The sequence below is a fragment of the Burkholderia sp. ABCPW 11 genome, from assembly GCF_001523445.1.
Taxonomy (GTDB): Bacteria; Pseudomonadota; Gammaproteobacteria; order Burkholderiales; family Burkholderiaceae; genus Burkholderia.
Genome location: NZ_LOVM01000049.1, coordinates 125,981 through 146,885 on the forward strand (window position 1 = coordinate 125,981; position 20,905 = coordinate 146,885).

Genomic DNA, 20,905 nt, shown 5'->3' on the forward strand with positions numbered 1-20,905 from the left:
AGCACGATGAACAGGAGACATGTATGAACCCGTTTGACCTGAAGCAACTGGGCCTCGACGTCGAATACCCGTACCGGCAGCAATACGACAACTACATCGGCGGCAAGTGGGTGGCGCCCGTGAAGGGCGAGTATTTCGAGAACGTGTCGCCGATCAACGGCCAGCCGTTCTGCCGCGTGCCGCGCTCCGGCGCCGACGACATCGAGCTGGCGCTCGACGCCGCGCATGCGGCGCGCCGCAAGTGGGGCAAGACGTCGGTCGCCGAGCGCGCGAACCTGCTGCTCGCCGCCGCCGACCGGATGGAAAAGAACCTGAAGCTGCTGGCCGTGGCCGAGACGATCGACAACGGCAAGCCGCTGCGCGAGACGATGGCGGCCGACCTGCCGCTCGCGATCGATCACTTCCGCTATTTCGCGGGCTGCATCCGCGCGCAGGAAGGCGGCATCTCCGAAATCGACGACAACACCGTCGCGTACCACTTCCACGAGCCGCTCGGCGTGGTCGGCCAGATCATCCCGTGGAACTTCCCGCTGCTGATGGCCGCGTGGAAGCTCGCGCCGGCGCTCGCGGCCGGCTGCTGCGTCGTGATGAAGCCGGCCGAGCAGACGCCCGCATCGGTGCTCGTGCTGATGGAACTGATCGGCGACCTGTTCCCGGCCGGCGCGATCAACATCGTGAACGGCTTCGGCAAGGAAGCGGGCGAAGCGCTCGCGACCAGCAAGCGGATCGCGAAGATCGCGTTCACGGGCTCGACCCCGGTCGGCAAGCACATCCTGCGCGCGGCGGCCGACAGCCTGATCCCGTCGACGGTCGAACTGGGCGGCAAGAGCCCGAACATCTTCTTCGCCGACGTGCTCGACCAGGACGACGCGTTCCTCGACAAGGCGCTCGAGGGGCTCGCGATGTTCGCGCTGAACCAGGGCGAAGTGTGCACGTGCCCGTCGCGGATCCTGATCCAGGAATCGATCTACGAACGCTTCATCGAGAAGGCCGTCGCGCGCGTCGAGCGCATCAAGGCCGGCCACCCGCTCGACCTGCAGACGATGATCGGCGCGCAGGCGTCGCAGCAGCAGCTCGACAAGATCCTGTCGTACATCGACATCGGCCGCGGCGAGGGCGCGCAATGCCTGACCGGCGGCGAGCGCACGGCGCCGGCCGCCGAACTCGGCACCGGCTACTACGTGAAGCCGACGATGCTGCTCGGCAACAACAAGATGCGCGTGTTCCAGGAAGAGATCTTCGGGCCGGTCGCGTCGGTGATGACGTTCAAGGACGAGCAGGAAGCGATCGAACTCGCGAACGACACGTTCTACGGGCTCGGCGCCGGCGTGTGGACGCGCAACGGCACGCGTGCGTACCGGATGGGCCGCGAGGTCGAGGCCGGCCGCGTGTGGACCAACTGCTACCACCTGTACCCCGCGCATGCGGCGTTCGGCGGCTACAAGCAGTCGGGGATCGGCCGCGAGACGCACAAGATGGCGCTGTCGAACTATCAGCAGACGAAGTGCCTGCTGGTCAGCTACCAGGCCGAGGCGCTCGGGTTCTTCTGATCGCCGCTGCCGCGGCGGCGTGCCGGGGGCCGGTTGGGCCCGGCGCGTCGCCCGGTTCGATTTCCCTGTTCGACAGTCGGCGTCGGTTGCGTTTTCGGCGGCCGGCGCCGGCCACGCTGCCGGCCGTCGCGCATGCGCGACGGCACGGTGCACCGACGCATGTGACGACTCCCGGCATGGCAGAACCACCCCGATCCTTTCCGCGTCACCCGGTATTCCATCCGGGCGAACTCGACGCGCAACACCGCTTCGGCGTCGCCGACGAAGCCGAGCGAATGAGCGACGCCGTGACCACGCGGCTGAGCATCGGCGTACGGCAGTTCGTCGAATCGCAACCGTTCATGTTCGTCGGCACGGCGTCCGGCGCGGGTGCGTCGATGATCTGCGACATCGTGCAGAGCCGGCGCGACGCGAACGGCGATCTGCTGCCGGTGGTGCGCGTGATCGATACGAAGACGCTGCGGTTCGCGTTGCCCGCCGCGCATGATGGCGGCGGCTGGATCGACGCGGCCGCCTGCGACGGCAGCGGGGTTGGGTTGCTGTTCGTCGATTTCGTGCGCGGCCTGCGCTACCGGATCAACGGTCGCGCCACGCTGCGCGCCGATTTGCCGGAAGCGGACGCGGCGCCGTGGGCGGCGGGCAGCGCGATCGTCGAACTGGCGATCGCGCAGGCATACGGCAATTGCGGCACGCGGGTCGTGCGGCTGAAGCCGGCCCGGTAGCCGGCATCCGGGCGCGGGCGTCCGGGCGTCGGCATCCTGGCGTCGGCATCCATGCGCGGGCGGCGGCGCGCATGCGCGGTCGCCGCGCGGATCGCACCGGCGGCGTGCGCGACATGCCGCCTTCGGGTGCGCCCGCATGGCGCGCATCGGCCGGACAGCGTGGAATGGCGGGCGCGCGCCGGGCCGTGCGGTTCGGCACGGGACTTGCGTGATACGCAGGGTTCCGCGCAGGTGAGGGAGGACACGATGGATCAACACGTGGCGGGTACGGAAGAACCGACCGCCGAAGACACGCGGCGCAGTGCGCAGGGCGACGACGCGTTCGCCGGGCAGGCCGTCGTCAGCGTCGCGCACGATGCGGACGAGCAGGCGCGCAACCTGATCGGCTGGCGGCAGACCTACGACCAGCTCGCGGCCGGCCGCTTCGTCGGCACGCTGACCGAGCTGCCGCTCGACACGATGAAGCTGTTTCGCGAATCGACCAGCCACCTGCTTCGCCAGGCGTGCGAAGTGCGCGGCGACGCGTACTGGTTCGGCATCCCGCTCGTGTGCGACGGCTCGGCGCGCGTCGATGCGTGCCGCATCGGCCCCGGCGCACTCGCGTTCCGGCCCGGCAACGTCGAATTCGAACTCGTGACGCCCGCGCAGTTCTCGATCTACGGCGTCGTCGTGCGCGGTGACGTGCTGCGCCGCTATGCGGAGGAAGTGGAGCGTCGCGCGCTCGACGAGCGGCTGTTCTCGCAGCGGGTGATGCAGGTCGGCGACGCGCGGCTCGCGCGCCTGTGCGCGCTGCTCGGCCGCCGGCTCGACGGTGCGGTGGCGATGGCCGGCCCGCTGCCCGATGCGCAGCGCGACGACCTGCAGGCCGAAGTGCTGGCCGCGCTGTTCGACGCGTGCGCGCAGCCGGCCGACGACGGCAGCGGCAGTGCGCCGTCGACGCGCCGCTGGCTCGTCGACCAGGCGCGCGACTACGTGCTCGCGCACCGCACGCGCCCGGTCGGCGTACCCGAGCTGTGCGAGCAGTTGCACGTGAGCCGGCGCACGCTGCAGTACTGCTTCCAGGACGTACTCGGGATGGCGCCCGCGACCTACCTGCGCACGCTGCGGCTGAACGGCGCGCGGCGCGACCTGTGCGGGCGCGCGGCCGGCTCGGTGCAGGATGTCGCGGAGGCATGGGGCTTCTGGCATCTCAGCCAGTTCGCGACCGATTACAGGCGCCTGTTCGGCAAGCGACCGTCGGAGACGCTGCGCGATCGCGCGTGAGATGCTCGGCCCGGTGAGCCGGGCGGCCGGTGCGGCGCGCGCGGCGGGGGCTGGCGCCGGGCGCGTGCTGCCGATTCGGTCGTTCCGCTCGCCGCCGCGCCGGCTTCGCTCAGATGGCCGTCGTCGCCGCGTCGCGCGGCGCGGGCCACGCCAGCGCGTCCCAGTCGATTGCGCGGTAAGCGGCTTCGACCGCCGCCAGATCGTCCGGCCGCTCGCTGCGATGCAGCCCGTGCAATTCGGCCGGCACGTCGAGCGTGACCGGCACGCAGTGCGGATAGTCGCGCACGCGCCATGCCGGCCCGATCGTCGTGAAGCACGCGAGCGTCGGCACGTCGAAACCGTCGGCGAGATGCACGGCCGCCGTGTCCGGCGCGAACAGCAGGCTCGCGCCCTTGATCCAGGCGATGAAGCGTGCGGTGTCGGTCGCGTCGCGGCTCACGTCCACGTAAGCGGGATGCGCGAGCGGGCCGAAGCCGACCACCGGCAACCCGTAACGCTGCGCGAGCCGTTCCACGAACGCGACGCACAGCGCGGGCGGCACGCTGCGCACCGCGGTGCTCGCATTCGGGCAGAACAGCACGTACGGCCGCTGCCACGCGGCCGGCAGCGCGGGCAGCGGCAGCCGCGCGAGCCAGCGGTTGCGCTTCGCGGCGGCCGGCACGGCGGCCGGATCGACGCCGAGCGCGTCGAGGAAGAAATCGATCATGGGCAGCCGCGCGAATGCGGGCCAGTACAGGTGATTGCCGACGTCGATGCAGTGCGCGCCGGCGGGCAGCGCGTCGGCGGCGCACGGCAGCGTGCGTGACGGCGCGACGACGTCTGCCGCGAGCGCGTACAGCGCTTCGACATAGCGCGGCGCGCGCGCCGGCCGGTACAGCGTGAAGCGCAGGTCCGCATGGGCCGCACGCAGCGCGGCGAGGGCCGTCAGCCCGATCACCGAATCGCCGAGCGTGACGCCCATCCCGTTGATCACGTGCACGTGCCGTGCCTCGCCGTAATCGAGGCGAAACGGCCGGTGGGCGGCGTGCAGCAGGCCGAGCGCCGGCGCGGCCGGCACGTAGCCTTCGGCGCGCGCGTCGCCATGCTCGAGGTCGTACGGCGCGACGAGCATGCCGTCGGGCGCGAGCAGCGTGCCGGGGCAGGCCAGCGCGTCGTCGGGCGACAGCGCGGCAGCGGGCGGCGTGGTGCGCATGTCCATCGTCATGCGCCGCGTGCGCGGCGGCCCTGCTCGCGAATCTGCTCGAGCGTCGCGGCCGGCGTGCTGGCGTCCTGCGGGATGCGAATCTCGATCACCGCGGGCAGCCCGCAGGTCAGCGCGCGCTCGAGCGCGGGCGCGAAATCGGCGGTGCGCTCGACCGTCTCGCCATGCGCGCCGAACGCACGTGCATACGCGGCGAAATCCGGGTTCGTGAGTCCCGTGCCGTGCACGCGCCCCGGGTAGTTGCGCTCCTGATGCATGCGGATCGTGCCGAAATGACCGTTATTGACGACGATCGCCACGATGTTCAGCCCGTATTGCATCGCGGTCGCGAGCTCGTTGCCGGCCATCATGAAGCAGCCGTCGCCGGCGAGCGCGACGACGGCGCGCTGCGGATACAGCGACTTCGCGGCGAGCGCGGCCGGCAGCCCGTAGCCCATCGCGCCGCTCGTCGGCGCGAGCTGCGAACGGAAGTGCCGGTACGCGAAGTGGCGATGCAGCCAGATCGCATAGTTGCCCGCGCCGTTGGTCAGGATCGCGTCGTGCGGCAGGCGCTCGCGCAACTGCACCATCACGTCGCCGAGTTGCACGTCGCCGGGCATCGGCAGCGGCGCATGCCATTCGCGGTACGCGCGGTGCGCGTCGGCGGCCGCGCCGACCCACGCGGGCCGCGCGGGCGGTTCGAGCGCGGCCAGCGGCGCGGCGATCTCGGGCATGCCGGACACGATCGGCAGGTCGGCGGCGTACACGCGCCCGAGTTCGTCCGCGCCCTGATGCACGTGGATCAGCGTCTGGCGCGTCTTCGGGATGTCGAGCAGCGTGTAGCCGCCGGTCGTCGCTTCGCCGAGGCGCGGCCCGATCACGAGCAGCAGGTCTGCGTCGCGGATGCGTTTCGCGAGCGCGGGGTTGATCCCGAGCCCGACGTCGCCCGCGTAGTTCGGGTGTGCGTTGTCGATCGTGTCCTGGAAGCGGAACGCGCACGCGACCGGCAATTGCCAGCGTTCGACGAAGGTGCGCAGGTTCGCGCAGGCGTCCGGCGTCCAGCCGCTGCCGCCGACGATCGCGAACGGCCGTTCCGCGCGCGCAAGCCGTTCGCGCAGCTCGTCGATCTGCGCGGCGGACGGCGCCGCCGCGATGCGTTTCGCGGCCGGCACGACGGGCTGCGGGGCGCATGCGTCGGACAGCACGTCCTCCGGCAACGCGAGCACGACCGGGCCGGGCCGGCCGGACGTCGCGACGTGAAACGCATGGCTCAGGTATTCGGGGATGCGGCGCGGGTCGTCGATCTGCGCGACCCATTTCGCCATCTGGCCGAACATCCGGCGGTAGTCGATTTCCTGGAAGGCTTCGCGGTCGAGGTGCTCGCGTGCGCACTGACCGACGAACAGGATCATCGGCGTCGAATCCTGGAACGCGGTGTGCACGCCGATCGACGCATGCGTCGCGCCCGGCCCGCGCGTGACGAACGCGATGCCGGGGCGGCCGGTCAGCTTGCCGACCGCTTCGGCCATGTTCGCGGCCGCCGCCTCGTGGCGGCAGACGACCGTCTGGATGCGGGCGGTGTCGTCCGCCAGCACATCGAGCACGGCGAGGAAGCTCTCGCCCGGCACGCAGAACACGCGTTCGACGTGATTGGCGAGCAACGCATCGACGAGCAGTCGCGCACCGGTGGTGGCGCGCGGCTCGAGATCCTTGGAATGCGACATGGGCAGCCGTCTCCCTTGGGTAGCGGGACGTACAGCTTACGCCGGTTGGCCGGGCGCCGGTACGCCGGCCGCTGAAAAGTGTCGGAACGCTGGGCGGGGTCGGGGAATGCGCGTCGGCTTCGGCTGGCCGAACGGCCGGCTTGTGCCTGCTTGCGCGACGGTGAAAAGTAAGCGCTTACGGGCGACCCAGGCGCTTGCCTCGACGCGGAAAGCAGGCGATCGATCAAAAGACGCTGACGGAGCCGGTCGAAGCCGGCGCGGTGCGCGTCGCCCGCGTGGCCGGCTCGGCAGTCAACGGAAGACCTGTTATGTACACACATGGATTTACATCTAAGACCGCATCGTATAATGTACATACAACGTACATCCATGCGGAGATCGACATGCATACCACGAGGGTATTCCGGAACGGCAACTCGCAGGCCGTGCGGATTCCGGCGGACCTCGCCTACGAGCGCAGCGATATCGAACTGGAAATCGAGCGCGTCGGTGATGAAATCCGGATTCGGCCGATGCGGCGGCCGCTGACGCAGGTACTGGAGAAATTCGCGAAATTCGGGCCGGACTTCATGGCCGAAGGGCGTGGCGATCAGGAGCAGGCCGAACGCGAGGGTTTGTGATGCCGCGCTTCATGCTCGACACCAACATGTGCATCTATCTGATGAAGAATCAGCCGGAGCAGGTCGCGAAACGATTCGCGCAGTGCTACACGGGCGACGTCGTCATGTCGGCGATCACCTATGCGGAACTCGAGTACGGCGTGAGCGCATGTGCGAGCCCGGCCCGGGAGCGCCGCAATCTCGCCGCATTGATCGAGGATATTCCCGTCGCGCCTTTCGACGCCGCGGCCGCGCAAGCGTATGGCCCGGTCCGCGAGGCCACCCGCGAGCGGAAGAAGGATCACCTCGACAAACTGATCGCCGCGCATGCGGTGTCGCTCGATGTCGTCCTCGTCACCAACAACGAGCGGGATTTCGTCAGCTATCCGGGATTGCGGCTGGAGAACTGGCTGAACGACTAGCGCCGGGCGCCATGCCGGCGGCAATGCGGGACATCGGTCCATCCCGCGTCGCCGCCGGGTCCGGCATCAGCATTCGACGATATTCACCGCCAGGCCGCCGCGCGACGTTTCCTTGTACTTCGTCTTCATGTCGGCGCCCGTCTCGCGCATCGTCTTGATCACCGAGTCGAGCGACACGTAGTGCGAGCCGTCGCCGCGCAGCGCCATGCGCGCCGCGTTGACGGCCTTCACCGACGCCATCGCGTTGCGCTCGATGCACGGGATCTGCACCATCCCGCCCACCGGGTCGCAGGTCAGGCCCAGGTTGTGTTCCATCCCGATCTCGGCCGCGTTCTCGACCTGCTGCGGCGTGCCGCCGAGCACGGCCGCGAGCGCGCCGGCGGCCATCGAGCACGCGACGCCGACTTCGCCCTGGCAACCGACTTCCGCGCCCGAGATCGACGCGTTGAGCTTGTACAGGATGCCGATCGCGGCGGCCGTCAGCAGGAAGTCGATCACGCCCTGTTCGTTCGCGCCGGGCGTGAAACGCGTGTAGTAATGCAGCACGGCCGGGATGATGCCGGCCGCGCCGTTGGTCGGCGCGGTGACGACGCGGCCGCCGGCCGCGTTTTCCTCGTTGACCGCGATCGCGTACAGGTTGATCCAGTCGATCATCGACAGCGGGTCCTGCAGCGCGCGCTCCGGGCTGCCCGTCAGCGTGCGGTACAGCTGCGGCGCGCGGCGCTTGACCTGGAACGGGCCGGGCAGGTTGCCGTCGGCATCGGGATTGCCGATCCCGCAGCCGCGCGACACGCACGACTGCATCACGGCCCAGATCTTCAGCAGTCCGTCGCGCGTTTCTTCCTCGGTGTGCCATGCGCGCTCGTTTTCCCACATCAGCTGCGCGATCGACTTGCCGGTCGATGCGGTCAGCGCGAGCAGCTCCGCGCCGGTGCGAAACGGGTGCGTCATCTGCTCGGCCGCGCTCAGTACCTTGGTGTTCGGCGCGCCGGCCGTCACGACGAAGCCGCCGCCGACCGACAGGTAAGTGCGCTCGACCAGCACCGCGCCGTTCGCGTCGCTCGCGCGCAGCTTCATCCCGTTCGGATGTTCGGGCAGCGCCTGGCGGTAGAACGCGATGTTCTCCTTCAGCACGAACGGCACCGGATGCGTGCCGAGCAGCGCGAGCTGCTTCGTTTTGCGGATGTCTTCCAGCCGCGCGTCGATCGTGTCGGGATCCACCGTGTCGGGCGCGTCGCCGAGCAGGCCGAGCATCACGCCGCGGTCGGTGCCGTGACCCTTGCCGGTGGCGCCGAGCGAGCCGTACAGCTCGACCTTCACGTGGGCCGTCGCGTCGAGCAGCCCGTCGCGCTCGAGGCCCTGGACGAACATCAGCGCCGCGCGCATCGGTCCGACCGTGTGCGAACTGGACGGACCGATGCCGATCTTGAAGAGGTCAAACACGCTGACTGCCATTTCGATACCTGCCTTGCGATAAGAATGAAGCTAGCGCGCCTGCAATGGCAGGCACGCGGCGAGCCATGCGGGCGGCGTTGGGGAAAGCTGCTGCGCGACGCGGGCATAGCGCCCGTCGAGCCGCGCGGCCAGATGAAAGAGTTCGGTGGCGTTTTTCGGGTCCCACTGCCCCGTGTAACCCGGCAGGCCGGCCTCGCGGCGCTTCGCGTCGAACGGCACCGGCGAATTCACGAATTCCTCATGCGTTTTCTCGCCGAGCGCATACGGCACGAGCCAGTCGAGCGCGGCCGCGAGCGTCGCGCCGTTCGCGCCGCGCTCGCGCAGCCAGTTGCGGTTGAAGCGGCGCGCGGCGAGCGCGGCCGTCACCAGCGGCTGCAAATCGTAGACCGCGTAATGCAGCGCATCGCGTTCCTCGAAATCCCAGGTCTTGCCGTCCGGGCCGATGTTGTCGGCGAGATGCTCGACGAACAGCCGCTGCGCGGCGTTCATCATCTTGCGGTCGCCGAGCGTGAACGCGGACAGCGCGATCAGCTTGATCCGGTGGCTCTGCCAGTTGTTGCGCCAGGTGCCGGTGAGCGGGCGCTTCTGCGCGTCGACCTGCGCAACATAGCCGGCGCCGAGCTTCGCGATGAAGGTGGCCGCCGCGTTGCGCGTCTTCACCGGCAGCGCGCTCGCGGTCATGTCGTACGCGACGATCAGGCTGTCGAAGCGCGTCTCGTCGATCGGGTTGAAGCTCGGCTGATAGGTCGAGACCCATGCGGACAGGAAGCGGTCGACGAGTTGCAGGTAGCGCGGCGCGTTCGTCACGCGCCACGCGAGCGCCGCATCGCGCATCAGGTCCATGTCCTTGAGCGCGGCGGCACTCTGGTCGTAGATGCCTTCGTGCGGCAGCGTGCCTTCGGTGTGCACGCGCGCCATCGCCTTCGGCTGCTCGCCGATGCGCGCGTCGACGCTGCGGATCAGCGCCTGCACGCCGGGCTCGGCCTGCGTCGTCTCGCTCGCCTGCAGCGCCGGCGCCGCGCAGAAATTCATCGCCGCGTGCGCACGGCCGGACATGCCGAGGCCGGCGGCGGCCAGCGACAGCGACGCGACGAGCATCGGCACGGAACGGCCTGTGCGCGTGCGCGGCCGCCGCTCTGTTGCACCATGGCCCGGAAACATCGGACGCACCATGCGGAACTCCTTCATTGGCTGGATCGCGTGTGATGTTAGCCGGATTGGCGGATGAACGTGAACCGGTCGGCCCGACGAACGCAAAAACCGCACGCAACCGGGGTTGCGTGCGGTGCGGTCACCGTTGGCCGGCTCCGGGCGTGACGCGCGTTATGCGTAGTCCGACACCGGCACGCACGAGCAGAACAGGTTGCGGTCGCCGTACGCGTTGTCCGCGCGGCCGACCGGCGGCCAGTACTTGTTCGTGCCGAGCGATGCGACCGGGTACGCGGCCTGCTCGCGCGAGTACGCGTGCGGCCATTCGTTCGCGGTGACGACGGCGGCCGTGTGCGGCGCGTGACGCAGCGGGTTGTCCTCGCGATCGGCGCGGCCTTCCTCGACCGCGCGGATTTCCTCGCGGATCGCGATCATCGCGGCGATGAAGCGGTCGAGTTCTTCCTGCGATTCCGATTCGGTCGGCTCGACCATCAGCGTGCCCGGCACCGGGAAGCTCATCGTCGGCGCGTGGAAGCCGTAGTCCATCAGGCGCTTCGCGACGTCGTCGACGCTGATGCCGCTCGATTCCTTGATCGGCCGCAGGTCGAGAATGCACTCGTGCGCGACCAGCCCGCCCGGGCCCGAATACAGCACCGGGTAGTGCGGCGCGAGGCGCTTCGCGATGTAGTTCGCGTTGAGGATCGCGGTTTCGGTCGCGGCGGTCAGGTTCTTCGCGCCCATCATCGCGATGTACATCCACGAGATCGGCAGGATCGACGCCGAGCCGTACGGCGCGGCCGACACCGCGCCGATGCCGTCTTCGCTGCGTGCGTAGCCGGTCGAGCGCTGGTTCGGCAGGAACTTCGCGAGGTGCGCGCCGACCGCGACCGGGCCGACGCCCGGGCCGCCGCCGCCGTGCGGGATGCAGAAGGTCTTGTGCAGGTTCAGGTGCGACACGTCGCCGCCGAACTGGCCCGGCGCGGTCAGGCCGACCATCGCGTTCATGTTCGCGCCGTCGACGTACACCTGGCCGCCGTGCGCGTGGACGATCTCGCAGATCTCGCGGACGTTCTGCTCGAACACGCCGTGCGTCGACGGATACGTGATCATGATCGCCGCCAGGTTCTTCGAGTGCTGCTCGGCCTTCGCCTTCAGGTCGGCGATGTCGACGTTGCCCTGTGCGTCGCACGCGACGACCACGACCTTCATGCCGGCCATGTGCGCGGACGCCGGGTTCGTGCCGTGCGCGGATGCCGGGATCAGGCACACGTCGCGATGGCCTTCGCCGCGCGATGCGTGGTACGCGTGGATGATCAGCAGGCCCGCGTACTCGCCCTGCGAGCCCGCGTTCGGTTGCAGCGACACGGCCGCGTAGCCGGTGGCCGCGACGAGCATCTGTTCGAGCTGGTCGATCATCTCGCGGTAGCCGACGGTCTGCTCGGCCGGCGCGAACGGGTGGATCCGGCCGAACTCGGGCCACGTGACGGGCAGCATTTCCGACGTCGCGTTCAGCTTCATCGTGCACGAGCCGAGCGGGATCATCGAGCGGTCGAGCGCGAGATCCTTGTCCGACAGGCTGCGCAGGTAGCGCAGCATTTCGGTTTCGGAATGGTGGCGGTTGAACACGTGGTGCGTCAGGTACGCGCTCGTGCGCTCGAGGCCGGCCGGCAGCGCGGCGACGCCGGCGAGACCTGCATCCAGCGCATCGACGGCCGGTGCGGTGCCGCCCGCGGCCTGCGCGAACACGTCGAGCAGATCGGCGAGGTCGTCGCGCGTCGTCGTTTCGTCGACCGACACGCCGACTTGCGTGTCGCTCACGCGGCGCAGGTTGATGCGCTTGCCCTTCGCGAATTCGTGGACCTGCGCGGTGCGTGCGCCGGTGTCGATCGTCAGCGTGTCGAAGAACGTATCGTTGACGGTCGCGAAGCCGAGCTGCTTCACGCCGGCGGCCAACAGCGCCGCGATGCGGTTCACGCGCAGTGCGATCGTCTTCAGGCCGTGCGGGCCGTGGTAGACCGCGTACATGCTCGCCATGATCGCGAGCAGCGCTTGCGCGGTACACACGTTCGACGTGGCCTTCTCGCGGCGGATGTGCTGTTCGCGCGTCTGCAGCGCGAGGCGCAGCGCGGGCTTGCCCTGTGCGTCGACGGTCACGCCGACGAGGCGGCCCGGCATCTGACGCTTGAATTCGTCGCGCACCGCGAGATACGCGGCGTGCGGGCCGCCGAAGCCCATCGGCACGCCGAAGCGCTGCGTGTTGCCGATCGCGACGTCCGCGCCCCATTCGCCGGGCGGCGTCAGCACGGTGAGCGCGAGCAGGTCGGCCGCGACGACCACGTGGCCGCCGGCCGCATGGATCGCTTCGGTGAGCGCGCGGTAGTCGCGCACGTCGCCGTTCACGCCCGGGTACTGCAGCAGCACGCCGAACGCGTTTGCCTGCGCCGCGTCGGCGGCCGGGCCCGTCTTGACCTCGATGCCGACCGGCAGCGCGCGCGTGCGGATCACTTCGAGCGTCTGCGGCAGCACGTCGTCGGCCACGTAGAACACGTTCGACGTCGGCTTGCCGGTGCGCTGCAGCAGCGTCATCGCTTCGGCCGCGGCGGTGGCTTCATCCAGCAGCGATGCATTCGAGATCGCGAGACCCGTGAGGTCGGCCACCATCTGCTGGAAGTTCAGGAGCGCTTCGAGGCGGCCCTGGGAAATTTCGGGCTGGTACGGCGTGTAGGCCGTGTACCACGCCGGGTTTTCGAGCACGTTGCGCAGGATCACGGCCGGCGTGTGCGTGTCGTGATAGCCCTGGCCGATATACGAGCGGAACACCTGGTTCTTGTCCGCGAGCGCACGCAGCGCGGCGAGGGCTTCGGCCTCGCTCTTCGGCTGCGCGAAAGGCCCGAGCGGCAGCGTTTCGGCGCGACGGATCGACGCCGGGATCACGGCGTCGATCAGGGCGGCGCGCGACGCGAAGCCGAGCGTGTCGAGCATGGCCTGCTGGCTGGCGGCGTCGGGGCCGATGTGGCGTTCGGCGAACGCGTCGTGCGTTTCGAGCGCGGCGAGCGAGAGGGGCGTGCGGTTCATCAGGCGGTCCGGGTGTTCGAGCTTCATGGCGTGACTCTGGTCCCGCGCGGGCCGACCGGCCGCGCGCGGTTCGGGTAAGGGAAATTAGTCGATCAGCTTGCCGTACGCTTCGGCATCGATCAGCTTGTCGGTCGATGCGCCGTCCGCGAGCTTGATCTTGAAGAGCCAGCTTGCGTACGCGTCGCTGTTGACCTGATCCGGCGCGTCGACGATCGCGCCATTGACTTCGACGATTTCGCCGGACACCGGCGAGTAGATGTCGGATGCCGCCTTCACCGATTCGACGACGCCGACGGCGTCGCCCGCCGTCACCGACTTGCCGACTTCGGGCAGCTCGAGGAAGACGATGTCGCCGAGCGTGCTCTGCGCGTGATCGGTGATGCCGACCGTCAGCGTGCCGTCGGCTTCGGTGCGGATCCACTCGTGTTCGTCGGTGTACTTCAGATCGGCCGGGACGTTGCTCATCGGATGCTCCTGGATAAAAAGGTGTGTTCGTTCTGCTGGCGCGCCGCCATGGTGCGCCGGATGGGGTTGCGCCGGGCGCCATCTCCCGGCTTGCCGGGAGGCGGCCCCGGCCGCTTCTCGGTCGTTACGCAGCGAGGACCTTGCCGTTGCGCACGAACGGCAGTTTTACCACGCGCGCGGGAAGATTCTTGTCTCGAATTTGCACCTGGACGGTGTCGCCGATCTGCACGGCCGCCGGCACGCGCGCGAACGCGATCGATTCCTGCATCGACGGCGAAAACGTGCCGCTCGTGATCTCGCCTTCGCCGTGCGGCGTGACGACCTTCTGGTGCGCGCGCAGCACGCCGCCCGCCTTGCCGTTTTCCTTCTGCAGGATCAGGCCGACGAACGCGGCGCGCGTGCCGTTGGCTTCCAGTGCGGCGCGGCCGACGAAGTCGCGCGGCGCGCTGAGGTCGACCGTCCAGGCGAGGCCCGCGTCGAGCGGGGAGACGGTGTCGTCCATGTCCTGGCCGTACAGGTTCATGCCGGCCTCGAGGCGCAGCGTGTCGCGCGCGCCGAGCCCGCACGGGCGCACGCCGTTTTGCTGCAGCGCATTCCACAGCGCTACGACGTGCACGGCCGGGACGATCACTTCGAAGCCGTCTTCGCCGGTGTAGCCGGTGCGCGCGACGGTGAGATCGCCGAACGGCGTGCCGGCGACCTGCGCGGCGTTGAACGGCTTGAGCTCACTGGTGGCCGCGCGTACGGACGGCACCGTCGCCCAGACCTTCTCGCGGGCGTTCGGACCCTGGACGGCGACGATCGCGAAATCGCGGCGCGGTGCGATCGTCAGGCCGTAGCCGCCTTGCTCGTTCAGCTGGTTGAACCACGCGATGTCTTTCTCGGCGGTGCCGGCGTTGACGACCACGCGGAAGAATTCTTCGGTGAAGTAATAGACGATCAGATCGTCGATGACGCCGCCCTGCGGGTTGAGCAGGCACGAGTAGAGCGCCTTGCCGGGCGTCTTGAGCTTGCCGACGTGGTTCGCGATCGCATGCTCGAAGAACGCGCGCACACGGCTGCCGGTGAAATCGACGACGCACATGTGCGACACGTCGAACATGCCGGCGTCGGTGCGCACGGCCGCGTGTTCTTCGATCTGCGAGCCGTAGTTGACGGGCATGTCCCAGCCGCCGAAGTCGACCATGCGGGCATTGAGCGCGCGGTGCGCGGCGTTGAGCGGGGTGTGATTCAGTGCAGTCATCGAGGCCTCAGGCAAGGCGCTTGCGCGCGGATCAGAACGGCCATGTGCCGACCGCCGCGGCCGATGGCCTCGAGCAATCCGGTACATGCCCCTCTGTCCTCGATACCTGAGAGATTGCGCTGCGGGCCAAGCCCGGCGAGCGCGCGCCCCTTCGGTGGGCAGCTTGCCCGCGCAGCCAATGTGCTGCGGGCTACTGCCGCTCTCCAGAGTGCGGGGAACGTATTGCGCGCGCAGTGCGCGGACGCGGTTCCCCGACGCGGTCGGTCCTTTTGCCTGAGAGTTTGCGGGTGTGCCCCTTCGGCGGCGCAACCGGTGTCGGAACACCCGGTCGCACGCTCTCCCGACGCGTGCGGGCGACTGTACGCGAGCGGGTGGGCATTGTCAATTTGGGCAAAAGAATGTCGCTTCGCGACAAGCGGCGGCCCTGGGCGCCGCCGCGTCATTCGCTCCGGCAGGTGCCGGCGTGTTACTCGCCGATCGCGCGTGCGGCCGTGTCGAGTTCCTGGTTCAGCACCCGCTGTTCGTCGCCGGACAGGCCGCCGTTGTGCTGGGCCGCCATGTCGCTCGCTTCCTGGCGGATCACGTCGAGGCGGTGGTGCAACTGCGCGCCATACGGCGGCGGGTAGTAGCCGCCGTTCACGCGCGCGTCGATCCGCCGGTGCAGGTTGTCGATCCGGCCCTGGACCTCCTGCATGCGGTCGTTCGTGACGACCTGCGGATTCGGTCGGGGCGGAGGCGCCTGCCGGGCCGGCCGCTGCGGCTGCACGATGCAGGCCGCGAGCGAGGAAACCAGGACGCAGCATGCCGCTGCGCGAATCAACCGTTGCATCAAATTCTCCTGACGGATGGGTGTCGGATCGATTTTCGAGAAACGCGTCAGACCGGGCGACCGCTGACTTTCGTTCCCGCACCATTTGTAACGGAATGTTGAGACGCCATGCCACCGAGCCACCGAGCCACCGAGCCACCGAGCCACCGAGCCATCGAGCCATCGAGCCATCGAGCCACCGAGCCGACGGGGCCGTGGGCGGCAGACGCTACGGTGCGTGGCGCGTGGCGCGGGATGCCGGCCGCGGCGGCGCCGACCCGGCCGGCAACGATCAGACGATACGGCGCACGAACGGCAGCCGGCGGCCGTCGTGCTCGCTCTGCGCGGCGAGCTCGATGATCGTCATCACGTCGACCGCGTCCTGCGCGGTGACGGGGAACGGCGCGCCGTCGCGAATCGATGCGGCGAGCGCGCGGTAGAACTCCGCGTACTGGCCGTCGAGCGTCGGCACCGGACGTTCGACCTCGACGTCGCCGTCGAGCACGCGCAGCAGGCCGGGCGGATTGCCGCCGCCGAATTCGACGTCGTCGGCGGTGAGGCCCGCCTTGAGCTGGTCTTCCTGCGTGTCGAGCCCGAACTTCTGGTAGCTGCCGCGTGTGCCGTGCAGCGTGAAGCGCGCGGGCTCGATCGCCGACAGCGCGCTCGCATGCAGCGCGACGTCCTTGTCCGGATAGCCGAGCAGCAGGTGCACGAAATCGGGCGCCGTGCCGTTGTCGCGGCGCGTCTTGACGGTGGCGCTCACGGTGTCCGGCGTGCCGAACAGCGCGAGCGCCTGATCGATCAGGTGCGGGCCGAGGTCGAGCAGCAGGCCGCCGCCGCGGGCCGGCTCCTCGCGCCAGCGCGTGCGCGGCGTCGGCCGGAAGCGGTCGAAGTGCGACGCGAAGCAGGTGATGCGGCCGAGCTCGCCCGAATCGACGATCCGGCGCACGGTGAGGAAATCGCCATCCCAGCGGCGGTTGTGGAACGGCGCGAACAGCCGGCTGCGTGCGTTCGCGAGCCGCGCGAGCGCGAGCGCCTCGTCGGCGGTGAGCGTGACCGGCTTGTCGACGACCACGTGGCGGCCGGCTTCGAGCACCTGGCGCGCGAGCGTGAAGTGCGTGTCGTTCGGCGTGGCGATCACTACGCATTCGATGTCGTCGAGGCCGAGCAGCGTGTCGAGGTCGGGGACGATGCGCGCCCCCGGGTAGGCGGCGTGCGCGCGATCGGACTGACTCGTCGCGATCGCGGCGACTTCAGTGCGGCCGCTCGTGGCGATCACGGGCGCGTGGAACGTCGCGCCGGCGAAACCGAAACCCATCAAACCAATCCTGAGCAATGACGACATGGCAATTCCTGGCTGCGAAGGAAATTAAAGGATGGCGCGCCGAAACGGCACGAAGACGACCGGCTATTTTGGCATGGCGCCGCCGCTTGCACAGACGCGCCGGGCGAAACGCGCGAAGCGATGCGGCGTTTGCACAAGAAGTGCCGGCATTTTGCGCGGATTGGGCGCCGTACGGCGTGACCGCCCGGCGCGCGGTGCGCGGCGAGCCGGGGCGGCCAGCCTGCCCCGGAGTGGGCCGTCGCCGGCTACGCCGTCGCGCGGGCTGGCCGCCTCCGGCTGCCGCGGCGCGACGCGGCGCCGGCGCATGTAACGCCCTCGCACGGACAGCAGCGGGCCGACGCTGGCGGCGGCGAGCAGGTATTCCATGAGATCGATCCGGTGACGCTCAGGTGAATTGAAGCGGGCCGGCGGGTGGCGCCGGGGAGTGCGTATTGTGTCCGATCGCAGCGCGGACGGGGCCGGATTGGCCGAACGGACAGGCGCGACCACGGCGAACGGACAGTGGGTGCCCGCCCGGCAAGCCTGCCGGCCCCTGCCCTGCGGCGCACCCGAAATACACGCCGCCGACGTGTTAACATGCGCGTCCTGCCCGCGTGTCCGCTAGCTTCGCCAGCCTGCCGCGCACGGCATCCTCCCCGGCGTTCCGCCGTCAACCAGCAACACCATCCGCCATCATGTCCGCAGGCCTCAATCCCGCTCAGAATGAAGCGGTGCGCTACCTCGACGGTCCCTGCCTCGTGCTCGCCGGCGCGGGCAGCGGCAAGACCCGCGTGATCACGCAGAAGATCGCGCACCTGATCGAAGCGAAAGGCTTCGAGCCGCGCCATATCGCCGCCGTCACGTTCACGAACAAGGCCGCCGCCGAAATGCGCGAGCGCGTGTCCAAGCTGCTGGAAGGCAAGACGCTCACCACGCCCGGCAAGGAAGGCCGCAAGGTGCCCGTCAACCAGCTCACCGTCTGCACGTTCCACTCGCTCGGCGTGCAGATCCTGCGCCAGGAGGCCGAGCACGTCGGCCTGAAGCCGCAATTCTCGATCATGGATTCGGACGACTGCTTCGGGATGATCCAGGAGCAGCTCGGCACGACCGACAAGGGCCTGATCCGCAAGATCCAGAGCATCATCTCGCTGTGGAAGAACGGCCTGATCATGCCCGACGAGGCGATGGCGATCGCGGCCAACGAGGACGAGCACCAGGCCGCGCTGGTCTACCGCAACTACGTGGCGACGCTGCATGCGTACCAGGCGGTCGATTTCGACGACCTGATCCGCCTGCCTGCCGAGCTGTTCGCGAAGAACGAGCAGGTGCGCGACCGCTGGCAGAACAAGCTGCGCTACCTGCTGATCGACGAGTACCAGGACACCAATGCATGCCAGTACGAGCTGCTGAAGCAGCTCGCGGGCCCGCGAGCCGCGTTCACGGCGGTCGGCGACGACGACCAGGCGATCTACGGCTGGCGCGGCGCGACGCTGGAGAACCTCGCGCAGCTCGGCAAGGATTTCCCGAAGCTGCACGTGATCAAGCTGGAGCAGAACTACCGGTCGACGGTGCGGATCCTGACCGCCGCGAACAACGTGATCGCGAACAACCCGAAGCTGTTCGAGAAGAAGCTGTGGTCCGAGCACGGGATGGGCGATTCGATCACCGTCACGGCGTGCAATGACGAGGAACACGAGGCCGAATCGGTCGTGTTCCGGCTGTCCGCGCACAAGTTCGAGCGGCGCGCGCAGTTCCGCGACTACGCGATCCTCTACCGCGGCAACTTCCAGGCGCGGATTTTCGAGCAGGTGCTGCGGCGCGAGCGGATCCCGTACGTGCTGTCGGGCGGCCAGTCGTTCTTCGACAAAGCCGAGATCAAGGATCTGTGCGCGTACCTGCGGCTGATCGCGAACGCCGACGACGATCCCGCGTTCATCCGCGCGGTCACGACGCCGCGCCGCGGCATCGGCAACACGACGCTCGAGGCGCTCGGGTCGTTCGCGGGGCAGGCGAAGGTGTCGCTGTTCGAGGCCGTGTACATGGGCGGGATCGAGGCGCGGCTGTCGGCGCGCCAGATCGAGCCGCTGCGCATGTTCTGCGACTTCATCCAGCGCCTGACCGAGCGCGCGGACAAGGAGCCCGCGACCGTCGTGCTCGACGACATGATGGAGGCGATCCACTACGAGGCGTACCTGTACGACGCGTTCGACGAGCGGCAGGCGCAGTCGAAGTGGCAGAACGTGCTCGAATTCCTCGAATGGCTGAAGCGCAAGGGCACGAAGCCCGAGACGGAAGCCGTCGACGGCGAGGCCGACGGCTTCCACAACGCGGACGGGCTCGCCGATACCGGCAAGAACCTGCTCGGCCTGATCCAGACCGTCGCGCTGATGTCGATGCTCGAAGGCAAGGACGAGGATCCGGACGCCGTGCGGCTGTCGACCGTCCACGCGTCGAAGGGGCTCGAGTATCCGCACGTGTTCCTGGTCGGCGTCGAGGAAGGCATCATGCCGCACCGCGGCGGGAGCGAGGACGACGGCCCGATCGACAACGAACGGATCGAGGAGGAGCGCCGGCTGATGTACGTCGCGATCACCCGCGCGCAGCGCAGCCTGCACCTGAACTGGTGCAAGAAGCGCAAGCGGGCGCGCGAGACGGTCGTGTGCGAACCGTCGCGGTTCATTCCCGAGATGGGGCTCGACGAAGCGCCGCCGCCGACGCCGGAAGAGGCGCCGATGTCGCCGAAGGACCGGCTCGCGAGCCTGAAAGCGTTGCTGCAGAAGTGACGCGGCGCCGCTGTGCGCCCGACGGCGCGACGAACCGGCCGCACGAAAACGAAACCCCCGCGAAGCGCGTGCGTCGCGGGGGTTTTTTACGGATGGCCGAGCGGGAGCGTTACTTCACCGCGTTGACCATGTAATCGACGGCCGCCTTCACGTCGGCATCCGACGCGTTCGATCCGCCCTTCGGCGGCATCGCACCCTTGCCGTGCAGCGCGTAGTTGTAGACCGTATCCATCGAATCCTTCAGGCGCGGCGCCCAGTCTTCCTTGCTGCCGAACTTCGGTGCGCCGAGCACGCCGGCCGCGTGGCAGGCCTGGCAGGTCGACGCGTACAGCGCCTTGCCGGCCGTTGCCGCATCGGCGCCGGCCGGGGCGGCCGCGGGCTTTTCGCCGGCCTTCGGGATCGCGGCGATCGCCGCCATGGCGGCGGCGGCCTGCGCGTTCGACGCGTCGGCGCCCGACGCGGGTGCGCCGCTGGCGGGCTGCGCCGCATTGGCGGCCGGTGCGGCCGGTTCGGGGAAGTTCGCGCCGTCGTTGTTCGCCATGTAGACGATCGCGCGCGCGATTTCATAGTCGCTGACGTCGTCGGGGCTCGTGCCGCCGCGCGCCGGCATCGCGCCCTTGCCCGCGAGGGCCGTCTTCAGCAGCGTGTCGAAGCCTTGCGAGATGCGCGGCGCCCAGTCGTCCTTGTTGCCGAACTTCGGCGCGCCGGCGGCGCCGGTGCCGTGGCAGGTTACGCAGACGGCCTTGTAGACTTCCTCGCCCGTCTTGTACGTGCGGGGCGCGTTGGCGTCCTTCACGTCGACCTTCGCGATCGGGGCGATACGTGCGGCGACCTGCTCGTCGGACAGCGCGTCCGTGCCGGCGCCGGAACGGAACGCATGGTTCGCGTAATTGGCGAACAGGACGATCAGGACGATCGGAATCGCGAACGACGCGATGATGACGGCAATCAGCTGCCCAGGGGTTTTGACGGGAGATTCGTGGGGTGCTTCGCTCATGCTTGCCTCGTCTCCGTGAATAGGAATTGTGAGCGCGGTGCAACGGCAAAATGGCAGTCCAATGAAGCACGGACGATTATAGACGGAACGTTTACATCACGGCGAGCGATGCGATGGCGCGTGTTTACCCGCACGCAGGCTCGCCC

At 69.0% G+C, this 20,905-nt stretch carries 17 protein-coding genes and 2 riboswitches; of the genes, 6 read left to right on the top strand and 11 right to left on the bottom strand.

The features are described 5' to 3' along the window. The first annotated feature begins 23 nt into the window (after window positions 1-23). From WS61_RS21465 to WS61_RS21475, 3 genes are all read left to right on the top strand, one after another. Window positions 24-1,550, top strand: a complete 1,527-nt coding sequence (locus WS61_RS21465) for an aldehyde dehydrogenase family protein (RefSeq protein ID WP_059503208.1) — start codon at window positions 24-26, stop codon at window positions 1,548-1,550. A 176-nt stretch (window positions 1,551-1,726) separates the two neighbouring features. Continuing rightward, window positions 1,727-2,272, top strand: coding sequence for a hypothetical protein (locus WS61_RS21470; RefSeq protein ID WP_059503398.1), 546 nt, complete (start codon window positions 1,727-1,729; stop codon window positions 2,270-2,272). Window positions 2,273-2,518: 246 nt separating this feature from the next. Next, window positions 2,519-3,535, top strand: coding sequence for a helix-turn-helix domain-containing protein (locus tag WS61_RS21475; RefSeq protein WP_059503211.1), 1,017 nt, complete (start codon window positions 2,519-2,521; stop codon window positions 3,533-3,535). Window positions 3,536-3,644: 109 nt separating this feature from the next. Here WS61_RS21475 and WS61_RS21480 read toward each other — a convergent pair whose 3' ends face one another. Both WS61_RS21480 and WS61_RS21485 read right to left on the bottom strand, forming a co-directional pair. Beyond that, complete coding sequence (locus WS61_RS21480) at window positions 3,645-4,727, bottom strand: glycosyltransferase family 9 protein (RefSeq protein WP_373557129.1); 1,083 nt, start codon at window positions 4,725-4,727, stop codon at window positions 3,645-3,647. 8 nt (window positions 4,728-4,735) lie between these two features. Continuing rightward, window positions 4,736-6,439, bottom strand: a complete 1,704-nt coding sequence (locus WS61_RS21485; protein WP_059503215.1) for a thiamine pyrophosphate-binding protein — start codon at window positions 6,437-6,439, stop codon at window positions 4,736-4,738. Window positions 6,440-6,822: 383 nt separating this feature from the next. Between WS61_RS21485 and vapB the strand changes: the two genes are divergently transcribed. Next, complete coding sequence (gene vapB, locus WS61_RS21490; protein WP_059503218.1) at window positions 6,823-7,059, top strand: type II toxin-antitoxin system VapB family antitoxin; 237 nt, start codon at window positions 6,823-6,825, stop codon at window positions 7,057-7,059. After that, complete coding sequence (locus WS61_RS21495) at window positions 7,059-7,460, top strand: type II toxin-antitoxin system VapC family toxin (protein WP_059503220.1); 402 nt, start codon at window positions 7,059-7,061, stop codon at window positions 7,458-7,460. Before vapB ends, WS61_RS21495 begins: the two co-directional genes overlap by 1 nt. A 66-nt stretch (window positions 7,461-7,526) precedes the next feature. Here the strand turns inward: WS61_RS21495 and WS61_RS21500 are convergent, their stop codons facing one another. The 8 genes from WS61_RS21500 to WS61_RS35280 form a co-directional block, all read right to left on the bottom strand. Beyond that, window positions 7,527-8,915, bottom strand: coding sequence for an L-serine ammonia-lyase (locus WS61_RS21500; protein WP_059503223.1), 1,389 nt, complete (start codon window positions 8,913-8,915; stop codon window positions 7,527-7,529). 30 nt (window positions 8,916-8,945) lie between these two features. Then, on the bottom strand, window positions 8,946-10,088 hold the full coding sequence (locus WS61_RS21505) for an alginate lyase family protein (protein WP_059503400.1): 1,143 nt from the start codon (window positions 10,086-10,088) through the stop codon (window positions 8,946-8,948). 150 nt (window positions 10,089-10,238) lie between these two features. Beyond that, window positions 10,239-13,166: an aminomethyl-transferring glycine dehydrogenase gene (gcvP, locus tag WS61_RS21510; protein WP_059503225.1), complete on the bottom strand. Its 2,928-nt coding sequence runs from the start codon at window positions 13,164-13,166 to the stop codon at window positions 10,239-10,241. 57 nt (window positions 13,167-13,223) lie between these two features. Next, complete coding sequence (gene gcvH / locus WS61_RS21515) at window positions 13,224-13,604, bottom strand: glycine cleavage system protein GcvH (RefSeq protein ID WP_059503227.1); 381 nt, start codon at window positions 13,602-13,604, stop codon at window positions 13,224-13,226. A gap of 124 nt (window positions 13,605-13,728) precedes the next feature. After that, a complete protein-coding gene (gene gcvT / locus WS61_RS21520) occupies window positions 13,729-14,847 on the bottom strand; it encodes a glycine cleavage system aminomethyltransferase GcvT (RefSeq protein WP_059503229.1) in 1,119 nt (372 codons plus the stop codon). A gap of 83 nt (window positions 14,848-14,930) precedes the next feature. Further along, window positions 14,931-15,064, bottom strand: a riboswitch (glycine riboswitch). A gap of 33 nt (window positions 15,065-15,097) precedes the next feature. Further along, window positions 15,098-15,200, bottom strand: a riboswitch (glycine riboswitch). Between the two features lie 113 nt (window positions 15,201-15,313). Beyond that, window positions 15,314-15,676, bottom strand: coding sequence for a hypothetical protein (locus WS61_RS21525; RefSeq protein ID WP_059503231.1), 363 nt, complete (start codon window positions 15,674-15,676; stop codon window positions 15,314-15,316). Window positions 15,677-15,947: 271 nt separating this feature from the next. After that, a complete protein-coding gene (locus tag WS61_RS21530) occupies window positions 15,948-17,000 on the bottom strand; it encodes an oxidoreductase (protein ID WP_059503233.1) in 1,053 nt (350 codons plus the stop codon). A 63-nt stretch (window positions 17,001-17,063) separates the two neighbouring features. Further along, window positions 17,064-17,366 (bottom strand): hypothetical protein, encoded by a 303-nt coding sequence (locus WS61_RS35280; RefSeq protein WP_179949694.1) that lies wholly within the window; start codon window positions 17,364-17,366, stop codon window positions 17,064-17,066. Window positions 17,367-17,674: 308 nt separating this feature from the next. On the opposite strand from WS61_RS35280, the gene WS61_RS21535 reads away from it, so the two are divergent. Continuing rightward, window positions 17,675-19,762, top strand: a complete 2,088-nt coding sequence (locus WS61_RS21535; RefSeq protein WP_059503235.1) for a UvrD-helicase domain-containing protein — start codon at window positions 17,675-17,677, stop codon at window positions 19,760-19,762. 109 nt (window positions 19,763-19,871) lie between these two features. Here the strand turns inward: WS61_RS21535 and WS61_RS21540 are convergent, their stop codons facing one another. Continuing rightward, window positions 19,872-20,759, bottom strand: coding sequence for a cytochrome c5 family protein (locus tag WS61_RS21540; protein WP_059503237.1), 888 nt, complete (start codon window positions 20,757-20,759; stop codon window positions 19,872-19,874). Window positions 20,760-20,905 lie beyond the last annotated feature (146 nt).